Here is a 21695-nt window from a genome sequence, read left to right on the forward strand (position 1 = left end):
ATATGGTAAACGAAACATGGATGAGCGCGTACAAGAAAGGATATGTAAGAAAATAGGCGAATTATTACGAATGTTGGAGTGTGAAAATTGTGATTTCAGGTATTGACATGAAACGAAATGGGACACGTGTTCTTCCAAGACCTCGATTGACATAGAGAGTTAAATCCTGCATCGTATAGAAGCCTTCAATATAGTCTTTGGCGAGTGATGGTGTAATAATAGCCCCTAAAAAAGGAATTTGTACTTGTCCGCCATGGCTATGACCAGAAAGTTGCAAGTTGATTGGATATTTGGAAATTTGCGGCGCGATATCTGGCTCGTGAACAAGAACGATGTTATAAGTATTTTGCCGTGCATGTTGTAATGTTTTCTCTATTTTTGGTTTGCCTAGTAGTATATCATCGAGACCGAAAATAGAAATTTCACTATTATCCATTAGAAGAATTCTTTTTTCACTATTTAGCAATAGTTCAAATCCTGATTCACGCATGATGTGCTCATAGTATTCAGTTCCATATCCACCGTGATCATGGTTACCATAAATAGCGAATTTACCGAAGGGGGCTTGTATATTTTTTAAAATGGATGCGACAAAAGGAGTGTCAGTATACGTTTGATAATTATCAATGAGATCTCCGGTAAAAAGGACAATATCTGGATTTACAGCATTAATTTTAGAAACAACTTGAGATAAATGTTGAAGCGAGAAATAGTATCCGAGATGTAAATCGCTGAATTGAAGAATTTTCATACCATGAAAACTTTTTGGGATGAGTTGTGATTTTAATGTGTGCTGTGTAAAAGAAATGAAATGGGGTTCTATATATTTAGCATAGTAGTATCCGATGCCACTGGTTATAAATGAATAGAGACAAGTACGCATACCAATTTTCAAAAAATTTCTTCTTGTAATGTGCGTCATAAAAATATGAGTATACCTCAATGTTTTTATTCCATTTACAGGCTACTCAAATCTCCTTTCAGTTTATTTAAAAATATACTTTACATAATAAAAAATTAGTATAGATTACGAAAAAAATGAATAAAAAGAAAGTTCTTTACATTAAAATATCAGAAAAGTTTAAAAATATAAAGATTTCTATTAAATAAAGTGATAAAATGAATGTGTATTCATTTTTTGGAGGGGATGTATGTGAAAGAAAAGGTAGTTATTATAACAGGTGGATCGAGTGGAATGGGAAAAGGAATGGCGAATCGCTTTGCAAAAGAAGGGGCACGAGTTGTTATTACAGGACGTACAAAAGAAAAACTAGAGGAAACAAAGTTGGAAATTGAACAATTTCCAGGGCAAGTATTACCTGTACAAATGGATGTAAGAAATACGGATGACATTCAGAAAATGATTGAACAGATTGATGAGAAGTTTGGTAGAATTGATGTTTTAATAAATAATGCAGCTGGAAACTTTATTTGTCCAGCAGAAGATTTATCTGTGAATGGCTGGAATTCAGTCATTAATATTGTGTTAAACGGTACGTTTTACTGTACTCATGCTGTCGGAAAATATTGGATTGAAAAAGGTATAAAAGGGAATATCATTAACATGGTAGCAACGTATGCATGGGATGCAGGTCCAGGAGTGATTCATTCGGCTGCAGCGAAGGCAGGGGTATTAGCGATGACGAAGACGCTCGCTGTTGAGTGGGGGCGTAAATATGGAATACGAGTTAACGCTATCGCGCCAGGACCAATTGAACGTACGGGCGGTGCTGATAAATTATGGATTTCAGAAGAAATGGCTAAGCGTACGATACAAAGTGTTCCGCTTGGAAGGCTGGGTACGCCAGAAGAAATCGCTGGTCTAGCTTATTATTTATGCTCAGATGAAGCGGCGTACATAAATGGAACTTGCATGACAATGGATGGAGGACAACATTTACATCAATATCCATTTTAAAAGGGATAAAAAATGAATGTTTGATTCATTTTTTATGGTTAAATGTGACGGATTTGTGACATATGAAAGAAAAGTGTTTACAAGAGGTCATATATACGTTATATTTAAGACCTCTTTTTTCTTCATAGTAGAATTGCTAATTCCCCTTAGCATTTTACCCCTCTAATCCCTTCAGGAAAACTGAAGGGATTTTTTATTATTTTTCCGTAAATATCATGTTATAATTTTTGAAAAGTAAAGGGAGGGAAGCACGTTGATAGATGCATTAGATGTAATGAGTAACTTGGATAAAGTCCTTCCTTATTATCAAGCTATTTTTAGTGCTGATGAGCATACTGTAATTGGATATGAAGTAGTAGGACGTATTCAAACAGAAGAGGGCATACAAAGTTTAGCTTCTTTCTTTCACGATGATTCGATTCCAAGTGAATTTCAACTGGAAGCGGATAATATTATAGTAGAAAAAGCTTTAAATCGTTATTTAGAAAGCGATCAAAAATTATTATTATTTATACATCGAAATGCTAATGTATTAATGAATGATGATGATGAAAGCTTGCTTCAACTTTTATTGAGGTATGAAGAACAAGGTTTAAATTTAAAACAAATTGTTTTAGAGATTACAGAGCATGAATGTAAAGAAGATATAGAGCAATTTAATCATTTGCTTATGTATTATCGTACATATGGTATTCAAATTTCGATTAATAAGGTCGGAACGGGCACAAGTAATTTAGAGCGTATTAGCGTGTTAGCACCTGATATTTTAAAAGTAGATTTAACGAACTTAAGGCAAACAGCACTTTTACAATCTTATCAAGATATTTTATATTCTTTATCATTACTTGCTAGAAGAATTGGTGCAACTTTGTTATATGAAGAAATAGATGCTTTTTATCAACTGCAATATGCTTGGAAGAACGGCGGAAGATATTATCAAGGTAATTATTTGAAAGAATGTTTACCTGATTTTATTGAAACGAATGTTTTGAAAGAGCGACTTGGTAATGAATGTCATCAGTTTATTCAACATGAAAAGAAGAAGTTACAAAAAATTTATAATTTAACAGAGATGTTACGCGATCGCATTGGCGATGTTTTATCAAAACAAAAAAAGAATGAAGATATCAATGATTGGTTATTACAATTTAGTCAAAGTGTATCACAGTATAGTTTTCGCATATTTATTTGTAATGAAGATGGTTTCCAACAATCAGGAAATGTTATGAAAAAAGATGGAGAATGGATTGTGATGCCGGATTATTATATGAAGAACTGGAGTTGGCGCCCGTATTTTCTTGAGAATATCATGAAAATGCGTTTTGAGAATAAGGCAAGGCTTTCAGATTTATATGCAGATATCGAAACGGGCGAAATGGTACGAACATTTTCTTTCCCAATAGATGATGACAACTTTTTATTTATAGATTTATCATATGAATATTTATATGAAGAAGATGTTTTATTTTAATGCACGAAGAGATTCGTGCATTTTTTGTTTGTTTTTATCATAAATTGGTAATAGTGAAAATGGTGATGAAAATGCTGTCTATCGTTGTAAAGATTTTACGAACGAAATCTGTCCTTTCTTTGCATAATCATTGTTACAATGAATACTACAAAGACAAGTTCTTTTAAAAGGAAGGTGAAAAAATGAGGAAATATGGAATATGGCTTGTTCTATTTGTATGTGTTGCCTTTCTAGTTGGTTATAGTGTTACGACTGTTTTAGGGAAAGAGGAAGTGGAAGTGGATCGGAAAGAAGTATTTACAACGATACAAAAAGGCTATGAAACCCAGTTTTCAATTCGTGGGAAGCATTTGCCGATGAATAAGATGATAGAGACGTTATCACCGTATTTTACAGATAATTTCCTTCAAGTATTTACAGATGAAAATAGCAGAAGTGATAAACAAAGTGGTGAATATTTACTTCCGGCAAAAGAAGCGCCGTTTTCTTTTAATTCAGAAACGAAAATGTCGTATGATCAAGAGCATAAAAATTTATATGTATATGAGCGGACAAAAAGTGGACAATATCAAATTGTAACATTGAAAAGGGATCAAGATAAATGGAAGTTAGCAGGATATCATGAAAGTCAGGAACTTTTAACTGAAATAAAAAGGTTGCAACAATTATAAAGTGAAACTTTTAATTAGTGGGTGGGAGTTTTACTACCTACAAATAGCGGGATAAGAATAGGAATAGGTATTTACCTATTCCTATTCTATATTGAGTAGTTGTTGTAACTTTTCAATTTGAAAACCTGCAACTACTTCGCCATCAATTACGACTGTTGGAGTTGAATAAGAATCATAGTCGTATAAAAGACGATTGCGAGCAGCAGCGTCTTTTTTTACGTCAAATTCTTCATATGCAACGTTATTATGCTTCAAAAATTCTTTTACAATAACACATGGCGGACAATCGGGTTGTGTATAAACCTCAATTTTTTTCATTGTAATTCCTCCTTTTTTCTGTTTTTTATTATATTCTTCCAGTATAAAAACCGCAATAATGAAGGAGAAATATGTTCTTTCTGTTTTTTCCTTCGCATTTCGACAAATTTTTAGTTGAGTTTCTGGCCAATAACCTTTATCCTAGAGTGTGGAACATTTTTTCTGTTATGACGGATAGAATGAGTATAGCTGTAAAACCTATTGGTAGGAAGATCAGAGAAAGGAGAGATTTCATGTCTCTACTCCAAGGAATTTTAACTCGACTTGTTAGTCTACAAGAACAAGCTGAAAGCGGTGAAGTAGCACAACGCTATTTTGAAGTGAACGGTGAGCGCAAATGTAGCGTGAAATTTTTCGATAAAAGTGAAATGTATGAGTTAGAAGTGTATCAACAAGGTGAAAAACCTCAAGTATATCAATTCGATAATATCGACATGGTTGCAATTGAGATTTACGATATCATTTCTTGATACATATAAAAAAGGTACTGCCACATGGCAGTACCTTTTTTAGTTCTATTACTTTCTAGCATAATGTATAGAAGTTTTTTATTTTTCCTACAATGGTATTAAAATGAAAATTTAATCCGTGCAAGTTTGCTTATCCATGTGGATAAGTAGTCCCGTCAACCGGGTGAATATGTGAAGCTAAACTTCTCACTATCGCTGGGTTTTGCAAATAGCGGGAGAAATATAACTAGGAGGTTATCGTATGGAACGTTTACCAGTTGTGATTTGTCCTAATTGTCAAAGTTCTGCTGAGATTATTCATGTATTAACGGCTCAATCTAATCAAAATGTAATTTATACGTGCCAAGTTTGTCACTTTGTAATTCGAAATATTGAAACGAATAAAGGATAGGAAGTTATAATTTTAGTTTTTGTCCCATACAATGAGAATACGAAAAGTCTGTCTAATTGAAAGGACGTGACTCTGTGGACGGTGCACATAAATTTTACAATGTTTCAGAGAGACATTTAAATTTTGATATGGTCTTTAACCGTATTTGTAGTTTCATTGAAAAGGATCCGCGAAATTTGTATCGATTATCCATTGGGACAGACTCGCAAGCGCATCAAAAGGATACGAGGTTTATTACAGCAATCCATATTCATCGTGTTGGAAAAGGTGCCTGGGGTTGTTTACACCATAGATCAGTAAAAGATAAGCCAGCGACCTTACGTGAGAAAATATATTTAGAAACGCAGTTTAGTCAAGAAATCGCATGTCTATTTACGCCTACGCATATACAAACAATATGGGAGTTATTGCATCCTTATGCTCAAGATGGGGCTGGATTCATAATGGAAATTCATTTAGACATTGGGAATGATGGCTTAACAAAAGAATTTATTTTAGATATGACAGAAAAAATTCGAGCGATGGGATTAACTGCAAAAATTAAGCCGGATGCTTATGCGGCGTTTAGTTATGCAAATCGATATACGAAATAATTTTTTTGTATGTGTACGATTGCTACATATCTTTTAATAAAAACTGAATATTACATCTATTAAATAGGTTGAATTTTTTATATAATAAGAGTAACGATGCGAGTGTAAGGAGAGGGGTATATGCAAAGGGAAGTTGTTTTAACGAAGGAAGAAGAAAGTTTACTACTAGATATTTTATTTCAGCAAAATTACGCAAGTGAAATTTTAGCTGTGGAACTTACAGATATTGAGAATGGTTTGAAACAGACAGATGTGATGCAATATAAAAAAATCACAAGGTTATTTTACAGATTAAAAAATAAAGGGTATTAAGCGCTACCGGAATGGTAGTCTTTTTTTTGTGCTGTATGCTAAAATAGCTGTGTGATTGTATTTTATTGAAATAAATTTAGGACAAAATAATAATATGAAAACGCTGTCATAAAATGTGAATAGAGTTGTGAACATAAGCAGGAAAAAGGGAAAATGGGGGATGTAATATGATTAGTATTCCGAAAGACGAATTTCAACAAATTCTTGTGAAGGATTTAATGATTTCATCGGAAAAAGTAGCTCATGTCCAAATTGGAAATGGTTTAGAACATGCTTTACTCGTTCTTGTGAAATCTGGATATTCGGCGATACCTGTCTTAGATCCAATGTATAAATTACATGGTTTGATTAGTACGGCCATGATATTAGATGGTATGTTAGGATTAGAGCGTATTGAGTTTGAAAGACTTGATGATATGAAAGTAGAGCAGGTGATGAAGGAAGATATACCTTTTCTTAAATTAGAAGATTCATTTGCAAAAGCTTTAGAAATGACAATTGATCATCCTTTTATTTGCGCTGTTAATGAAGAAGGCTATTTTGAGGGGATTTTAACACGTCGGGCTATTTTAAAATTGTTGAATAAGAAAGTAAGGCAACATAATCGATAACGTGAGAAAAGTGACTTCATAGAAACGAAGAAGTCACTTTTTTTTCGTGCATATCACTTGTGTATGTATTATATTAAAAAAGACATAAAACATAAGGGAAGTTTGCGCTGAAAAATTGTATTTTCTGAATGAAAGCTTAATGGAATAAGGTGTATGGAAGCTAAGGAAAGAGGGAGAAAGTTGCAAATTGATGATTTTCAAATGATGGTTGTGTTAGCTCAGGAATCAAATATGAGAAAAGCGGCGGAACGTTTATTTGTTTCACAACCTGCGCTGAGTCAACGATTACAATCTATGGAGAAACAATGGGGAATGAAGTTTTTTATTCGCTCACAAAAAGGATTGACAATTACACCTGAAGGGGAAAAAGTTGCAAATTATGCCAAAGAAATGTTGCAAAAGGAAGAGGATATAAAAAGTGAGCTAGCTGTTTTTAGAACGGAAACTCATGGAACTTTAAAAATAGCTGTTGCATCAGTTATTGGTCAATATTGGCTCCCTCCTGTTTTGAAAAAGTTTGTGCATAAATATCCTTCTGTAAAGATATCGCTGTTTACTGGATGGAGTAGTGAAGTGCAAAAGCAGTTTTATGAAGGAGACGTTCATGTTGCTATACTGAGGGGAACACAAGAATATAAAGGTCAAAAGCAACAATTATTTGAAGATGAACTGTATTTAGTTGATAAAGAAATAAAAGATATTTCGATGCTAAAAGAAACAAATAGACCGTTCATTCAATTTAAAAGTGACTCAACTTATTATGGACAAATACAAAATTGGTGGTATGGTTTATTTTCTAATCCGCCTAAGCGAACGATTGTAGTTGACCAAATTGAAACATGCAAACAACTTGTTTTAAATGGTATAGGTTACGCCCTTTTACCTTCTACTGTTTTAAAGGAAGTACAGGAAAATATGTATAAAACACCTGTTCAACTGACGAGAGAAACATGGTTGTTAACAAGTGACTCGGCAAGGCAGTTGAAGCAAGTACAAGCATTTTTAGAAATTATAGAAGAAATTCAAAGGGAAAAATAAGATTATTATCTTGCTACTCGCTCTTTCGTTTGGTAGAGTAACATTATAAATGGATTTAGGAGGCAACAAGAATGAAAATGATGGACGCTAACGAAATTATTTCGTTTATTCAAAAAAGTGAAAAGAAAACTCCTGTAAAGGTATACATAAAAGGGGATTTAAAAGAAGTAACATTCCCTGAGACAGTACAAGCATTTGTGAATAAAAAATCAGGTGTATTATTCGGAGAATGGTCTGAAATTAAGACAATTCTTGATGAGAATAATAAGCACATCGTTGACTACGTTGTAGAAAACGATCGTCGTAATTCTGCAATTCCAATGCTTGATTTAAAAGGTATTAAAGCTCGCATCGAGCCAGGTGCTATTATTCGTGACCATGTTGAAATTGGTGACAACGCTGTAATTATGATGAATGCAACAATTAACATTGGTGCTGTAATTGGTGAAGGTTCTATGATCGACATGAACGCAGTACTTGGTGGACGTGCAACAGTCGGTAAAAACTGTCACGTAGGTGCAGGTGCTGTACTTGCAGGTGTTATTGAGCCACCTTCTGCAAAACCAGTTATCGTTGAAGATGATGTAGTAATCGGTGCAAACGTAGTTGTTTTAGAGGGTGTTACAGTTGGTAAAGGTGCAGTTGTAGCAGCAGGAGCTGTTGTAACAGAAGATGTGCCTCCATACACAGTTGTTGCAGGTACTCCAGCACGTGTAATTAAAGAAATTGATGAGAAGACAAAAGCAAAAACAGAAATTAAACAAGAGCTTCGTCAATTAAACCCAGAGAAATAAAAAGTAAAAAAAGCGTAAGAGCGTAAATGGGCTCTTACGCTTTTTATAGATAGAGGTGCAAAAATGACAGTAAGCAAATTTGTCCAAATTCGTAGAGATCTACATAGAATTCCAGAAATTGGATTTAAGGAATGGAAAACACAACAGTATATTTTAGATTATATAGGAACACTTTCTCTTGAATTTGTGGAAGTGAAGACATGGAAAACGGGTGTAATCGTTAAAGTAAATGGAAAAAATCCAGAAAAAATAATAGGTTATCGTGCAGATATAGATGGTCTGCCAATTACAGAGGAAACTGGATATGAGTTTGCTTCTATTCATGAAGGAATGATGCATGCATGTGGCCACGATGTACATACAACAATCGGTTTAGGCCTTCTAACGAAAGCTGTGAGCGAAAGAATAGATGATGACCTTGTATTTCTATTCCAGCCAGCAGAAGAAGGACCAGGCGGTGCTCTTCCTATGTTAGAAAGTGAAGAGTTAAAAGAATGGAAACCAAATATAATTCTTGGTCTTCATATTGCACCAGAATACGCTGTAGGGACAATTGCAACGAAAGAAGGACTGTTATTTGCTAATACTTCAGAATTATATATTGATTTAAAAGGGAAAGGTGGCCATGCTGCCTATCCGCATACTGCAAATGATATGATTGTTGCAGCGAGTCATCTTGTTACACAGCTTCAATCCGTTGTTAGTCGCAATGTAAATCCTCTTGATAGTGCAGTAATTACAATCGGGAAAATTACAGGTGGTACGGTTCAAAATATTATTGCAGAAAAATCTCGTTTAGAAGGAACGATTCGAACATTATCAGTGGAATCAATGAAGCGTGTGAAAAGCAGAATTGAGGCAATTGTTGCAGGTATCGAAGCTTCTTTCCAGTGTGAGGCGATTATAGATTACGGAGCAATGTATCATCAAGTATATAACCATGAAGAGTTAACAAGAGAGTTTATGCAATTTGTACATAAACAAACAGATATGAATGTTATTACATGTACTGAGGCAATGACAGGTGAAGATTTTGGTTATATGCTTCGAGAAATCCCTGGATTTATGTTTTGGCTTGGAGTAAATTCAGAATATGGTTTACATCATGCAAAATTAAAACCAGACGAAGAAGTGATTGAAAAGGCAATTACATTTTTAGGCCAATATGTAAAGTGGAAAGGGAATAGAAAATAAAACTTCCGCTTTATTGAAGGTTCCAAAAAACTTTTTGTTATGAGGTGTAAGTAACGCTCGTATAGAGTGATTTTAGACATTTACATACAAATGAAAGAATAAAGTTAATTGGACTGTTTTAATAATGAGCAGGGGGTTTTTAGCCACTGCTCATTATTAATTATTTGACTAACTTATATATGTTTACTTTTAGTATGAAAAGTGTGTAAAATCAATGTGAAACATAGAAAAAAGGGTGGGGAATTACGTGCAAATTAGCAGTGCGATTTTATGTTTCGTCTTATATGCGTATGTTATTATTGCGGCGGTTTATTTTGGGATAAGTTTTTATGCCTATCGTTTAGTAGATAATAATGAATATGACGAAACATACAAATGGGTGAAGAGATACTTATCACCTGTACTAGAAATTATGAATGGGTTTGTGCTCTTTTTATTTATTGGATTAATTGCTTTCTCAACGAGTTTAGTAGGGAATAAAACTACGTTATTTGTATTGGGTATCATTATTTTTATGTTGTTAGGAATAAGGATTGGTAATACGGTCTTTTGGAATGAAAGAAAAGTAGATGGTTGGACGGGAATGTTAATTCCATGCATGTTAGCTGCAATCGTGACAAATATAGAACATGAATATTATCAATTACATTTTTGGCTTATTATCGTTTTAACAATTCTTTCTGTTTTGTATATAAGCACAGTAGTACTAACATATATTGCACATGAAAAAGGTGATGTTAAAGGCACTCGTTTCTTTAGAGGACGGGCATTATTTTGGAGTGTGCCGACGATGGCAGTTATCGCGCTTATTGCGATATTAGTAAATGGATATCAATTTTCTAGTTGGCAACTATTTTTAGAAAATTGGTGGATTTTTATCTTTTCGTTTATTGCTTTTTTAGGTGCAACGCATTATTTATTCCATCAACATCATTACATATGGGCGTTGTTATTTGCATTCATACAGCTTCTATTTGCCTTTTTTGGTCAAGAAACATTATTATTCGTTTTTGAAACATTTAGTTCGTTTGGAAATATATTTGTATTTGCTATGTTACTTGTTGGTATCGCTTTTTACTTGCAACAATATTTTTATATACAAAAACAAAAATAAGAGCTAATTACAGTTTTTGTGACGCATATAAAGTGTGTTACACTGAAAATAAATAGTACTTGAAGTTATTGGAGGAATTCCTGTGGGTGAGAAAGAAAAAGAATTTGCTGTCATTGGACTTGGTCGCTTTGGTGGAAGTATTTGCCGAGAACTAGCTCAATTAGGTATGGAAGTAATGGCAATCGACTCAGATGAGGATAAAATTAATGAATTTGCAAATATAGCTTCGCATGCTGTAATTGCAGATTCAACAGATGAGATGGTATTAAAAAGCCTTGGTATTCGAAATTTTGATCACGTAGTCGTTGCTATTGGAGATAATTTAAATTCAAGTATTCTAACTACTTTGATTTTGAAAGAATTGGGTGTAAAAAATATTACTGTAAAAGCTCAAAATGATTATCATGAAAAAGTGTTAAGTAAAATAGGTGCAGATCATATTGTGCATCCAGAACGTGATATGGGGAAAAGGATTGCTAATAATATTGCATCAAGCAATGTTTTAGACTACCTTGAGCTTTCAGATGAGCATAGTATTGTAGAGATTATTGCGAATAAAAAAATTGATGGGCACTCTTTAATTGAATTAGATATTCGTGCGAAGTTTGGATTGAATATTGTAGCAATTAAACGAGGTAAAGAAGTTATCGTATCTCCTCGGGCTACGGAGAATATTCAAGCAGGAGATATATTAATTGTCATTGGTCATGACGATGAAGTGGATCGATTTAAACACTTTTTAAGATAAGAGAAAAGAAAAGGACAATGCCTTCATAGCATTGTCCTTTTTCTTATATTTCCATAATGATTGGTAAAATCATTGGACGGCGTTTCGTTTTCTCATATAGGAATGGAGCTAATGTGTCTGTAATTTCATTTTTAATTTCAGACCATTGTGTTGTTTTACGCTCCATTACTTTTTCTAAATGATTTGTAATTAATGTTTGTGCATCATTGATTAAATCGCTGCTTTCACGCATGTAAACGAAACCGCGTGAGATGATATCAGGTCCTGCTGCAACTTTAAATTCTTTCATATCAATGCTTACAACTACAATTACAAGTCCTTCTTCAGAAAGGATACGACGATCTCGTAATACGATATTGCCGATATCCCCAATACCGTTTCCATCAATGTAGACCGAACCAGATGGGATTTTTCCAGCTACGCTAGCTTCATCAGAACGTAAAGCAAGAACATCGCCATTATCCATAATGAAGCAATTTTCTTCAGGGATACCACAATCATTTGCTATGTTCATGTGCATACGCTGCATACGATATTCACCATGAATTGGCATGAAGTACTTCGGTTTAATTAGACGTAACATTAACTTTTGTTCTTCTTGTCCACCGTGTCCACTTGTATGGATATTTGAAAGTTTCCCGTGAATTACATCAGCGCCAGCGCGGTACAACATGTTAATTGTACGACTTACGCTAATTGTATTTCCTGGAATTGGTGAAGAAGAGAAAACAACTGTATCTCCAGGAATAATTTGAATTTGGCGGTGTGTACCGTTTGCAATACGTGAAAGTGCTGCCATCGGTTCACCTTGACTACCTGTACATAAAATAACAACTTTATTAGCTGGTAAGCGGTTTAGTTGAGATGCATCTATGAATGTATCTTTCGGGCAACGAATATAACCAAGGTTTTGTCCGATTTCAATCGCTGCTTCCATACTTCGACCAAACACAGCTACTTTACGGTTGTTTTCAACAGCAGCTTCAATAACTTGTTGTAAGCGGTGAATATTTGATGCAAAGGTTGCGAATATAATCCGTCCGTCTACTTTACGGAAAATGTCTTGAATGCTATCACCAACGCGACGCTCAGACATAGTAAAGTTTGGAACTTCACTGTTCGTACTATCAGATAATAGACATAGCACGCCATCTTTACCGATTTCAGCCATTTTTGTTAAATCAGCTGGTTCACCAACTGGTGTGAAATCAAATTTGAAATCACCTGTATGAACAACTTGACCTTGAGGTGTTTTCACAACAACGCCGTACGAATCTGGAATACTGTGAGTTGTACGGAAGAAGGATACAGACGTTTTTTTGAATTTAATAACGTCATCTTCTTGAATTTCGTAAAGTTTTGCTTTACGAAGTAAGCCGTGTTCTTCTAATTTGTTTTTGATGAGTGCAATTGCTAATTTTCCGCCGTAAATCGGGATGTTCACTTGACGTAATAGGTAAGGGATTCCGCCGATATGATCTTCGTGACCATGTGTAATGAATAACCCTTTAATTTTATCTTCGTTTCGCACAAAATAAGTGTAGTCTGGTATTACATAATCGATTCCGAGAAGTTCGTCCTCTGGAAATTTAATTCCAGCATCAATTATAATAATTTCATCTTGAAATTGAACAGCGTATGTATTTTTACCGATTTCACCAAGCCCACCGAGAGCAAATACAGCAACTTGGTCGTTTTTTAGAAATTTCATATCGCTATACGATTTCCGCTAATGTTAAATCAGCGTTTTCTTTTTCATATTCAAGATGAGCGCCAGTAACAGACTGAACAAACTCGATATTATATGCGAACTTATTTAATTTTGTACGAACATCCTTTTCAGACGTAGCCTCTAAATATAAAACTTTTGTATTTTCACGTACTGGAACCTCAGTTAATTTTTCTTGATAAAATACTTTAAAAATCATTTGGAAAACCTCTCCTTGTCTATGTTTTGCATTATCTGTTACTTATTATAAAGCAAACAGTCACGATTTTCATGTTTTTTCGAATGAGAATGAAGAAAAAGCCCGAAATGGGCACAATTTAAGCGATTGTCTTTTTACGGACTAGACCGTTTAAATAACGCTTGAGCTTTTTCTTCAGCTTCTTCAGCATGATTACTCCTTCCTTTCCTTATTTTAAACATGCATATTACTAGTGAAAATTCTATCTCTGATATAAGAGATAGGACAAAAGTGAATGGTGAGTCTTGTCCTTTCCCATACAGTGAAAGTTATTCTATAGTAACGATTAGTAGCCGTTAGTTATAGGTATAGTATGAGGAAGAATGGAAAAGAAAATTCATCCGAACAAGTATCCACATGTTTTACTAATATATATATGCAAAGTTTACAAATAAGGTCAGAAAGGGAACGCTTTCTTCACAGATGTTTAATATGTTATACTTTTTTTTAGAATTTGAAAAGTGATATTCAAAATAGGAATATAGAGTGCCAGAAAGGATTTTGACAAATGAATGATAAAATTGTCTTTTTTGATATTGATGGAACATTATTAGATCATGATAAAAAAATTCCACAATCTACACGAGATGCAGTAAAACAGTTACAAGAAAAAGGTGTACATGTAGCAATTGCGACAGGGCGCGCGCCATTTATGTTCGAAGATATTCGTAAGGAACTTGATATACATAATTATGTTAGTTTTAATGGACAATACGTTGTCTTTGAAGATGAGATAATATTTAATAATCCGTTACATCCAGATGCTTTACATAAGTTTACTCAGTTTGCAAAACAAGAAGGATATCCACTTGTATATCTTGACCATCAAGATATGAGAGCATCAGTGGAATATCATGATTATGTGAAAGAAGGCTTTGGAAGCTTAAACTTTGAGCATCCACCATATGAGCCTAATTTTTATGAGGAACGTAATATTTATCAAACACTACTTTTTTGTGAAGTAAATGAAGAGGAAAAGTTTATTAATCATTATCCAGATTTTCATTTTATTCGTTGGCATGCATATTCAATGGATATCATTCCGAATGGTGGTTCTAAGGCAAAAGGAATTGAGAAATACATTGAAAAGTTAGGTTTTAATCGTGATCAAGTGTATGCATTTGGAGATGGTTTAAATGATTTAGAAATGATCGAAGCCGTTGGCACAGGTATTGTGATGGGAAATGGCCATGAAGACTTGAAAAAACTTGCAAATCATGTGACAAAGGATGTTAGTGAAGACGGTATATATCATGGACTAAAGTGGGCTGGATTGCTATAAGTGAATATGGAACCCATTTCATAATAAAGAGGCGGAAGATTAACTTCCGCCTCTTTATTATTATCGCTCTAGAGGTTTGGAATCATCAGGAGCGGCAAAAGGATTTTCTTTATTGATATGGTCATAGAACATAACGCCATTTAAATGGTCAATCTCGTGTTGGAATACGATTGCTGGTAAACCTTTTAAACGCAATTTTACTTCTTCGCCGTTAATAGAAGTTGCTTTTACTGTAATTCTTGTATAACGAGGAACATAACCAGGTACTTCGCGGTCTACAGATAGACAGCCTTCACCACCCTGTAAATATGTACGTTCAACAGAATGGCTAATGATTTTTGGATTGAATAATGCATGGCTATATAATGTACCATCCGCATCGGTTACATGAACTGCAATCATTTTTTTTGAAACACCGATTTGCGGAGCCGCTAATCCGATTCCAGGGCGTAAACTATATTTTTCAGCCATTTCAGGATCTTGGCTATTTATTACGAATTCAATCATTTCTTTTAAGGTAGTTGTATCTTCTTCGCTTGCCGGTAATGACACCTCTTCTGCAACGTTGCGCAAAATAGGATCTCCTTCGCGAATAACATCTTTCATTGTAAGCATATGTAATCTCTCCTTTCCTCTTTAGTCTACCAAAGGAGATGGAAAAAGTCATCGGCAAGAAAGGGTAGGCATTTTGGAAATCGTTCTATTATAGAGTAGTTATGTATGTGATAAACAGAAAAAGACGGCAAAGCCGTCTTTTTCTTTCCATAGTTGTTTCGTTTTACATTAGCGAATGCAAGCAGCACCAACGATAATTAAAAGAATAAACAACACAACGATTAAGGCGAAGCCGCGTCCAGACCCGCCACAAGAACCGCCATAACCGTAGGAAGGATATGAACAAGTTGGATAACAATATGAGTATCCGTACATGAGATGACCTCCTTTATCATTTCCCGCTAATACTGCGGTTACTATAATGTATGGAAGAGAGGGTGGAAATGTATAGGTATTTACCTAAAAAAGGAAGAGTAGTTTGTATATTTTTGTTACGAAGAGAGAAAAACTAAAGAGAATTAAATCGTTTACATATTATTCTAAGAGAAAAAATAAGTGAAAAAGGGAATAATATAACAGTAGGTCAATGCTTACTAATACAGATGTAAAAAATAAAAACACGTTTGTGTAGTAGAAACCTGCATATTATTTATAAAAAAACGTATTCAAAGTAATTGACATCGTAATTAGAATAGTTGTAAACTAAAAAACGTGATCAAGATTGTATTAATATGTTTCTGAAAAAACATTAGTACAGATTGTTAGGTACACAAAATTATTCTCAACCGACAGACAAACATGTTGGTTTACATCGTTGCGCTTTTTAAACTGGAAAATAGCCAGTGAAAGCGTTTCAGAATATGGTTCAAGAGAGGAAGAGGTGAACGGAATGGGTACTAAAACAAAAAAGACCCTATTTAATGTTGATGAGCAAATGAAAGCTATCGCAGCTCAATTTGAAACATTACAAATTTTAAATGAAAACGGTGAAGTTGTGAATGAAGCAGCTATGCCTGAATTATCTGATGATCAATTAAAAGAATTAATGCGTCGTATGGTGTATACACGCGTATTAGATCAACGTTCTATTTCTTTAAACCGTCAAGGACGTTTAGGTTTCTACGCACCTACAGCTGGACAAGAAGCTTCTCAATTAGCGAGTCATTTCGCACTTGAAGCAGAAGACTTCATCTTACCAGGATACCGTGATGTACCACAATTAGTATGGCACGGATTACCATTATACCAAGCATTCTTATTCTCTCGTGGACACTTCATGGGTAACCAAATGCCTGAGAATGTAAATGCATTAGCTCCACAAATCATTATCGGTGCGCAAATCATCCAAACTGCTGGTGTTGCGTTAGGTATGAAACTACGTGGTAAAAAATCTGTTGCAATTACTTACACTGGTGACGGTGGTGCTTCACAAGGTGACTTCTACGAAGGTATGAACTTTGCAGGTGCATTCAAAGCTCCAGCAATCTTCGTTGTTCAAAACAACCGTTATGCAATTTCTACTCCAGTAGAAAAGCAATCTGCAGCTAAAACTGTAGCACAAAAAGCAGTAGCAGCAGGTATTTACGGAATTCAAGTAGACGGTATGGATCCATTAGCTGTATACGCAGCAACTGCTTTCGCTCGTGAGCGCGCAGTAAATGGCGAAGGCCCTACTTTAATCGAGACTTTAACATTCCGTTACGGTCCACATACAATGGCTGGTGATGACCCAACTCGTTACCGTACAAAAGATATCGAAAACGAATGGGAACAAAAAGACCCAATCGTACGCTTCCGTAAGTTCTTAGAAGCTAAAGGCCTATGGTCTCAAGAAGTTGAAGAGACAGTAATCGAAGAAGCAAAAGAAGATATCAAACAAGCAATTGCTAAGGCTGACCAAGCTCCAAAACAAAAAGTAACTGATTTAATGGAAATCATGTACGAAAAAATGCCTTACAACTTAGCTGAACAATATGAAATTTACAAAGAAAAGGAGTCGAAGTAAGCCATGGCTCAAATGACAATGATTCAAGCAATCACTGATGCTTTACGCGTTGAAATGAAAAATGATCCTAACGTACTTGTATTTGGTGAAGACGTTGGTGTAAACGGTGGTGTATTCCGTGCTACTGAAGGTTTACAAGCTGAATTTGGTGAAGATCGTGTAATGGATACTCCACTTGCAGAGTCTGGTATTGGTGGACTTGCAGTTGGTCTTGCACTTGAAGGATTCCGTCCAGTTCCAGAAATCCAATTCTTCGGTTTCGTTTTTGAAGTAATGGATTCAATTTCTGGTCAATTGGCTCGTATGCGTTACCGTTCTGGTGGACGTTGGACTGCTCCAGTAACAGTTCGTTCTCCATTCGGTGGTGGTGTTCATACTCCTGAACTACATGCTGATAGCTTAGAAGGATTAGTGGCTCAACAACCTGGTCTAAAAGTTGTTATTCCATCTACTCCATACGATGCTAAAGGTCTTTTAATCTCTGCGATTCGTGACAACGATCCAGTTATCTACTTAGAGCATATGAAATTGTACCGTTCATTCCGTCAAGATGTACCAGAAGGCGAATACACAATTGATTTAGGTAAAGCTGATATCAAACGTGAAGGTACAGATGTATCTGTTATCGCTTACGGTGCTATGGTTCACGCTGCATTAAAAGCTGCTGAAGAACTTGAAAAAGAAGGTATCTCTTTAGAGGTTGTTGACTTACGTACAGTTCAACCATTAGATATCGAAACAATCATCGCTTCTGTTGAAAAAACAGGTCGCGTAGTTGTAGTTCAAGAAGCTCAAAAACAAGCTGGTATTGCAGCTAACGTTGTAGCGGAAATTAACGACCGTGCAATCTTAAACTTAGAAGCTCCAGTTGTACGTGTTGCAGCTGCTGATACAGTATTCCCATTCTCTCAAGCAGAGAGCGTATGGTTACCAAACCACAAGGATATTGTTGAAGCTGTAAACAAAGTAATGAACTTCTAATTTTTAGTTTTTCATGTGCAAAAGAAATCAGCACATGCTGGTTTCTTTTGTACATATTCCATAATAATGAAATGAATCAGGGGGCTGAATTCCGTGGCATTTGAATTTAAACTACCAGATATCGGTGAAGGTATCCACGAAGGTGAAATCGTAAAATGGTTTATTAAACCAGGCGATGAAGTAAATGAAGACGATGTACTTCTTGAAGTGCAAAATGATAAAGCAGTAGTAGAAATCCCTTCTCCTGTTAAAGGTAAAGTACTTGAAGTACTTGTAGAAGAAGGAACAGTTGCAATCGTAGGAGATACATTAATTAAATTTGATGCTCCTGGATACGAAAACCTTAAATTTAAAGGTGACGATCATGATGAAGCTCCAAAAGCTGAAGAAGCAGCAGTAGAAGCTCCAGCAGCGGAAGCTACTCCAGCAGCAACTGCAGAAGTAGTAAATGAGCGCGTAATCGCTATGCCATCTGTTCGTAAATACGCTCGTGAAAAAGGTGTAGACATTCATAAAGTGGCTGGTACTGGTAAGAACGGCCGTATCGTAAAAGCTGACATCGATGCATTTGCAAATGGTGGACAAACTGTAGCAGCAACTGAGGCTCCAGCAGCAGTAGAAGCTACTCCAGCAGCAGCGAAAGAAGAAGCACCAAAAGCACAACCAATTCCAGCTGGTGAATATCCAGAAACTCGTGAGAAAATGAGTGGTATCCGTAAAGCGATTGCGAAAGCAATGGTTAACTCTAAGCATACAGCTCCTCACGTAACATTAATGGATGAAGTTGATGTAACTGAGCTTGTTGCTCACCGTAAGAAGTTCAAAGCAGTAGCAGCTGACAAAGGTATTAAATTAACTTACCTTCCATACGTTGTTAAAGCTTTAACATCTGCATTACGTGAATACCCAATGTTAAACACTTCTTTAGACGATGCATCTCAAGAAGTAGTTCATAAACATTACTTCAACATCGGTATCGCAGCTGATACAGACAAAGGTCTATTAGTACCAGTTGTTAAAGATACAGATCGCAAGTCTATCTTCACTATTTCTAACGAGATCAATGATCTTGCTGGTAAAGCACGTGAAGGTCGTCTAGCTCCAACTGAAATGAAAGGTGCTTCTTGCACAATTACAAACATTGGTTCTGCAGGTGGACAATGGTTCACTCCAGTTATCAATCACCCAGAAGTAGCAATCCTTGGTATCGGCCGTATCGCTGAAAAACCAGTTGTGAAAAATGGTGAGATCGTTGCAGCTCCAGTATTAGCATTATCTCTAAGCTTTGACCATCGTTTAATTGACGGCGCAACTGCTCAAAAAGCGTTAAACCAAATTAAACGTCTATTGAATGACCCACAATTATTAGTAATGGAGGCGTAATAACAATGGTAGTAGGAGATTTCCCAATTGAATTAGATACAGTCGTTGTTGGTGCAGGTCCTGGTGGATACGTTGCGGCAATTCGTGCAGCACAATTAGGTCAAAAGGTAGCAATCATTGAAAAAGCTAACCTTGGTGGCGTATGCTTAAACGTTGGATGTATTCCTTCAAAAGCGTTAATCAATGCAGGTCATCGTTATGAGAATGCAATGCATTCTGATGACATGGGTATCACTGCAGAGAACGTAAAAGTTGACTTTACAAAAGTTCAAGAATGGAAAAACGGCGTAGTTAAGAAATTAACTGGCGGTGTTGAAGGCCTTCTTAAAGGTAACAAAGTTGAAATCATTCGCGGTGAAGCTTACTTCGTAGATGCTAATACATTACGCGTTATGACTGAAGATGCAGCTCAAACTTATACGTTTAAAAATGCTGTTCTTGCAACTGGTTCTACACCAATCGAAATTCCAGGATTCAAATACTCTAAACGTGTTATCAACTCTACAGGTGCTTTAAGCTTACCTGAAATTCCTAAAAAACTTGTTGTAATCGGCGGCGGTTACATCGGTATGGAATTAGGTACTGCATATGCTAACTTCGGTACAGAAGTTACTGTAGTAGAAGCTGGCGACGAAATCTTAGCTGGTTTCGAAAAAGCTATGAGCTCTGTTGTTAAACGTGCTCTACAGAAAAAAGGTAACGTAAATATCCATACAAAAGCTATGGCTAAAGGCGTTGAAGAAACAGAAACTGGCGTAAAAGTTAGCTTTGAAGTTAAAGGTGAAATCCAAACTGTAGAAGCAGATTACGTATTAGTAACTGTAGGTCGTCGTCCAAACACTCAAGAAATCGGTCTTGAGCAAGTTGGAGTTAAAATGACTGACCGCGGCATCATCGAAATCGATGAGCAATGTCGTACAAATGTACCAAACATCTATGCAATCGGTGATATCGTTCCTGGACCACCATTAGCTCACAAAGCTTCTTACGAAGGTAAAGTAGCTGTAGAAGCAATTAGTGGCCATGCATCAGCTATCGATTACATCGGAATTCCTGCAGTGTGCTTCACTGATCCAGAATTAGCATCTGTTGGTTACACTAAAAAACAAGCTGAAGAAGCTGGAATGACTGTAACTGTATCTAAGTTCCCATTCGCTGCTAACGGTCGTGCATTATCATTAAACAGCACTGACGGTTTCCTACAACTTGTAACACGTAAAGAAGATGGTCTTCTTGTAGGTGCTCAAGTTGCAGGTGCAGGTGCTTCTGATATTATCTCTGAGATTGGTTTAGCTATCGAAGCTGGAATGACAGCTGAAGATATCGCTCAAACAATCCATGCTCACCCAACATTAGGTGAAATCACAATGGAAGCAGCTGAAGTTGCTCTTGGAATGCCAATTCACATTGTAAAATAATTTAAGTAATGTAAATAGCCCCTCTCTTATTGTAAGAGAGGGGCTATTTTTATTTTCATCAAATGACTTGCAAGGTCTTTAAACGTACTTGTCGAATGAATATATAATACTTTAACAAATGATTTAGGCGCAACTTACTTCAAAGGTAATATATATCATTCTATAATATGTAATTGATTCAAACTTAACCCCATATATTAATAAAATAGAGCATGTCAAAGGAGAAGGTTCCATGAAAATATTACATGTTATATTTTATCATTTACTACTATGGAGTGGCTTTTCCACTGTATTAACATTATCGAATGGTGATAAGTTTCATTATAAAGTTATTCTTTTTTTCGTGTTCCTGTATTTAGCCTATGTAATAGCATATTTTGTATTACACGTAAGAAAGCAAGCGTTATTTCTTACATGTTCGAATTGTATACTATTTTTAATCGTATTATTTCTTTTTTAAA

The 21695-nt window shown here is 35.5% G+C and carries 25 protein-coding genes; 19 read left to right on the forward strand and 6 right to left on the reverse strand.

From position 1 onward, the window contains the following. Positions 1–64: 64 nt before the first annotated feature. On the reverse strand, positions 65–922 hold the full coding sequence (locus CQ064_RS15305) for a metallophosphoesterase (protein WP_003271475.1): 858 nt from the start codon (positions 920–922) through the stop codon (positions 65–67). A gap of 231 nt (positions 923–1153) precedes the next feature. Here CQ064_RS15305 and fadH point away from each other — a divergent pair, with 231 nt between their 5' ends. From fadH to CQ064_RS15320, 3 genes are all read left to right on the forward strand, one after another. Beyond that, positions 1154–1918: a 2,4-dienoyl-CoA reductase gene (gene fadH, locus CQ064_RS15310; RefSeq protein ID WP_000660898.1), complete on the forward strand. Its 765-nt coding sequence runs from the start codon at positions 1154–1156 to the stop codon at positions 1916–1918. A 253-nt stretch (positions 1919–2171) separates the two neighbouring features. After that, the gene (locus CQ064_RS15315) at positions 2172–3389 is read left to right on the forward strand and encodes an EAL domain-containing protein (protein WP_000564307.1); all 1218 of its coding nucleotides are present in this window, start codon (positions 2172–2174) and stop codon (positions 3387–3389) included. A 182-nt stretch (positions 3390–3571) separates the two neighbouring features. Further along, on the forward strand, positions 3572–4060 hold the full coding sequence (locus tag CQ064_RS15320) for a DUF3993 domain-containing protein (protein WP_001233805.1): 489 nt from the start codon (positions 3572–3574) through the stop codon (positions 4058–4060). A gap of 81 nt (positions 4061–4141) precedes the next feature. Here CQ064_RS15320 and CQ064_RS15325 read toward each other — a convergent pair whose 3' ends face one another. Then, positions 4142–4378, reverse strand: a complete 237-nt coding sequence (locus CQ064_RS15325; RefSeq protein WP_000717875.1) for a glutaredoxin family protein — start codon at positions 4376–4378, stop codon at positions 4142–4144. A 233-nt stretch (positions 4379–4611) separates the two neighbouring features. On the opposite strand from CQ064_RS15325, the gene CQ064_RS15330 reads away from it, so the two are divergent. From CQ064_RS15330 to CQ064_RS15375, 10 genes are all read left to right on the forward strand, one after another. Then, the gene (locus CQ064_RS15330; protein WP_000055151.1) at positions 4612–4848 is read left to right on the forward strand and encodes a YkuJ family protein; all 237 of its coding nucleotides are present in this window, start codon (positions 4612–4614) and stop codon (positions 4846–4848) included. Positions 4849–5089: 241 nt separating this feature from the next. Continuing rightward, positions 5090–5239 (forward strand): hypothetical protein, encoded by a 150-nt coding sequence (locus CQ064_RS33630; protein ID WP_000440540.1) that lies wholly within the window; start codon positions 5090–5092, stop codon positions 5237–5239. A gap of 74 nt (positions 5240–5313) precedes the next feature. Next, the gene (locus CQ064_RS15340) at positions 5314–5832 is read left to right on the forward strand and encodes a ribonuclease H-like YkuK family protein (protein ID WP_000348489.1); all 519 of its coding nucleotides are present in this window, start codon (positions 5314–5316) and stop codon (positions 5830–5832) included. 120 nt (positions 5833–5952) lie between these two features. After that, positions 5953–6144 carry an antirepressor AbbA gene (gene abbA / locus CQ064_RS15345; protein ID WP_001188692.1) on the forward strand — a complete coding sequence of 64 codons (192 nt, stop codon included), beginning with the start codon at positions 5953–5955 and terminating at the stop codon, positions 6142–6144. Positions 6145–6311: 167 nt separating this feature from the next. Continuing rightward, on the forward strand, positions 6312–6755 hold the full coding sequence (gene cbpB, locus CQ064_RS15350; protein WP_000623573.1) for a cyclic-di-AMP-binding protein CbpB: 444 nt from the start codon (positions 6312–6314) through the stop codon (positions 6753–6755). 153 nt (positions 6756–6908) lie between these two features. Next, positions 6909–7793, forward strand: a complete 885-nt coding sequence (locus tag CQ064_RS15355; RefSeq protein ID WP_002094125.1) for a transcriptional regulator CcpC — start codon at positions 6909–6911, stop codon at positions 7791–7793. 71 nt (positions 7794–7864) lie between these two features. Then, positions 7865–8587: a 2,3,4,5-tetrahydropyridine-2,6-dicarboxylate N-acetyltransferase gene (gene dapD / locus CQ064_RS15360; protein ID WP_000783241.1), complete on the forward strand. Its 723-nt coding sequence runs from the start codon at positions 7865–7867 to the stop codon at positions 8585–8587. 63 nt (positions 8588–8650) lie between these two features. Then, positions 8651–9781 (forward strand): N-acetyldiaminopimelate deacetylase, encoded by a 1131-nt coding sequence (locus CQ064_RS15365; protein ID WP_000218678.1) that lies wholly within the window; start codon positions 8651–8653, stop codon positions 9779–9781. Between the two features lie 247 nt (positions 9782–10028). Next, positions 10029–10895, forward strand: a complete 867-nt coding sequence (locus tag CQ064_RS15370; RefSeq protein WP_001167322.1) for a hypothetical protein — start codon at positions 10029–10031, stop codon at positions 10893–10895. Between the two features lie 82 nt (positions 10896–10977). After that, positions 10978–11643, forward strand: coding sequence for a potassium channel family protein (locus CQ064_RS15375; protein ID WP_000504032.1), 666 nt, complete (start codon positions 10978–10980; stop codon positions 11641–11643). A gap of 43 nt (positions 11644–11686) precedes the next feature. Here CQ064_RS15375 and rnjA read toward each other — a convergent pair whose 3' ends face one another. Further along, on the reverse strand, positions 11687–13354 hold the full coding sequence (gene rnjA / locus CQ064_RS15380) for a ribonuclease J1 (protein ID WP_000670374.1): 1668 nt from the start codon (positions 13352–13354) through the stop codon (positions 11687–11689). Positions 13355–13358: 4 nt separating this feature from the next. Continuing rightward, entirely contained in the window at positions 13359–13571 is a 213-nt protein-coding gene (locus tag CQ064_RS15385) for a DNA-dependent RNA polymerase subunit epsilon (RefSeq protein ID WP_000576435.1), read from the reverse strand. Between the two features lie 547 nt (positions 13572–14118). Between CQ064_RS15385 and CQ064_RS15395 the strand changes: the two genes are divergently transcribed. Continuing rightward, entirely contained in the window at positions 14119–14892 is a 774-nt protein-coding gene (locus CQ064_RS15395) for a Cof-type HAD-IIB family hydrolase (RefSeq protein ID WP_000998265.1), read from the forward strand. A gap of 60 nt (positions 14893–14952) precedes the next feature. Here CQ064_RS15395 and def read toward each other — a convergent pair whose 3' ends face one another. After that, positions 14953–15507, reverse strand: coding sequence for a peptide deformylase (def, locus tag CQ064_RS15400; protein WP_000957048.1), 555 nt, complete (start codon positions 15505–15507; stop codon positions 14953–14955). Between the two features lie 168 nt (positions 15508–15675). After that, positions 15676–15822: a YjcZ family sporulation protein gene (locus tag CQ064_RS15405; RefSeq protein WP_000274562.1), complete on the reverse strand. Its 147-nt coding sequence runs from the start codon at positions 15820–15822 to the stop codon at positions 15676–15678. A gap of 514 nt (positions 15823–16336) precedes the next feature. On the opposite strand from CQ064_RS15405, the gene pdhA reads away from it, so the two are divergent. From pdhA to CQ064_RS15430, 5 genes are all read left to right on the forward strand, one after another. Further along, the gene (gene pdhA, locus CQ064_RS15410) at positions 16337–17452 is read left to right on the forward strand and encodes a pyruvate dehydrogenase E1 component subunit alpha (RefSeq protein ID WP_000536895.1); all 1116 of its coding nucleotides are present in this window, start codon (positions 16337–16339) and stop codon (positions 17450–17452) included. A 3-nt stretch (positions 17453–17455) separates the two neighbouring features. Continuing rightward, entirely contained in the window at positions 17456–18433 is a 978-nt protein-coding gene (gene pdhB, locus CQ064_RS15415; protein WP_000068163.1) for a pyruvate dehydrogenase complex E1 component subunit beta, read from the forward strand. A 93-nt stretch (positions 18434–18526) separates the two neighbouring features. Further along, a complete protein-coding gene (gene pdhC, locus CQ064_RS15420) occupies positions 18527–19816 on the forward strand; it encodes a pyruvate dehydrogenase complex dihydrolipoyllysine-residue acetyltransferase (protein ID WP_000863420.1) in 1290 nt (429 codons plus the stop codon). Between the two features lie 5 nt (positions 19817–19821). Further along, positions 19822–21234 (forward strand): dihydrolipoyl dehydrogenase, encoded by a 1413-nt coding sequence (lpdA, locus tag CQ064_RS15425; protein ID WP_000260104.1) that lies wholly within the window; start codon positions 19822–19824, stop codon positions 21232–21234. A gap of 232 nt (positions 21235–21466) precedes the next feature. After that, positions 21467–21694, forward strand: a complete 228-nt coding sequence (locus CQ064_RS15430) for a hypothetical protein (protein ID WP_000697471.1) — start codon at positions 21467–21469, stop codon at positions 21692–21694. Position 21695: the final 1 nt, after the last annotated feature.

The organism is Bacillus sp. MYb78 (assembly GCF_002975115.1).
GTDB classification, from domain to species: domain Bacteria; phylum Bacillota; class Bacilli; order Bacillales; family Bacillaceae_G; genus Bacillus_A; species Bacillus_A cereus.

Excerpts from the sequence above, each read along its gene's own strand:
- CQ064_RS15305 (WP_003271475.1), bottom strand. The coding sequence starts at position 922 with ATGACGCACATTACAAGAAGAAATTTTTTGAAAATTGGTATGCGTACT.
- CQ064_RS15320 (WP_001233805.1), top strand. The coding sequence starts at position 3,572 with ATGAGGAAATATGGAATATGGCTTGTTCTATTTGTATGTGTTGCCTTT.
- CQ064_RS15325 (WP_000717875.1), bottom strand. The coding sequence starts at position 4,378 with ATGAAAAAAATTGAGGTTTATACACAACCCGATTGTCCGCCATGTGTT.
- CQ064_RS15330 (WP_000055151.1), top strand. The coding sequence starts at position 4,612 with ATGTCTCTACTCCAAGGAATTTTAACTCGACTTGTTAGTCTACAAGAA.
- CQ064_RS33630 (WP_000440540.1), top strand. The coding sequence starts at position 5,090 with ATGGAACGTTTACCAGTTGTGATTTGTCCTAATTGTCAAAGTTCTGCT.
- abbA (WP_001188692.1), top strand. The coding sequence starts at position 5,953 with ATGCAAAGGGAAGTTGTTTTAACGAAGGAAGAAGAAAGTTTACTACTA.
- cbpB (WP_000623573.1), top strand. The coding sequence starts at position 6,312 with ATGATTAGTATTCCGAAAGACGAATTTCAACAAATTCTTGTGAAGGAT.
- CQ064_RS15355 (WP_002094125.1), top strand. The coding sequence starts at position 6,909 with ATGGAAGCTAAGGAAAGAGGGAGAAAGTTGCAAATTGATGATTTTCAA.
- dapD (WP_000783241.1), top strand. The coding sequence starts at position 7,865 with ATGAAAATGATGGACGCTAACGAAATTATTTCGTTTATTCAAAAAAGT.
- CQ064_RS15365 (WP_000218678.1), top strand. The coding sequence starts at position 8,651 with ATGACAGTAAGCAAATTTGTCCAAATTCGTAGAGATCTACATAGAATT.
- rnjA (WP_000670374.1), bottom strand. The coding sequence starts at position 13,354 with ATGAAATTTCTAAAAAACGACCAAGTTGCTGTATTTGCTCTCGGTGGG.
- CQ064_RS15385 (WP_000576435.1), bottom strand. The coding sequence starts at position 13,571 with ATGATTTTTAAAGTATTTTATCAAGAAAAATTAACTGAGGTTCCAGTA.
- CQ064_RS15395 (WP_000998265.1), top strand. The coding sequence starts at position 14,119 with ATGAATGATAAAATTGTCTTTTTTGATATTGATGGAACATTATTAGAT.
- def (WP_000957048.1), bottom strand. The coding sequence starts at position 15,507 with ATGCTTACAATGAAAGATGTTATTCGCGAAGGAGATCCTATTTTGCGC.
- CQ064_RS15405 (WP_000274562.1), bottom strand. The coding sequence starts at position 15,822 with ATGTACGGATACTCATATTGTTATCCAACTTGTTCATATCCTTCCTAC.
- pdhA (WP_000536895.1), top strand. The coding sequence starts at position 16,337 with ATGGGTACTAAAACAAAAAAGACCCTATTTAATGTTGATGAGCAAATG.
- pdhB (WP_000068163.1), top strand. The coding sequence starts at position 17,456 with ATGGCTCAAATGACAATGATTCAAGCAATCACTGATGCTTTACGCGTT.
- lpdA (WP_000260104.1), top strand. The coding sequence starts at position 19,822 with ATGGTAGTAGGAGATTTCCCAATTGAATTAGATACAGTCGTTGTTGGT.
- CQ064_RS15430 (WP_000697471.1), top strand. The coding sequence starts at position 21,467 with ATGAAAATATTACATGTTATATTTTATCATTTACTACTATGGAGTGGC.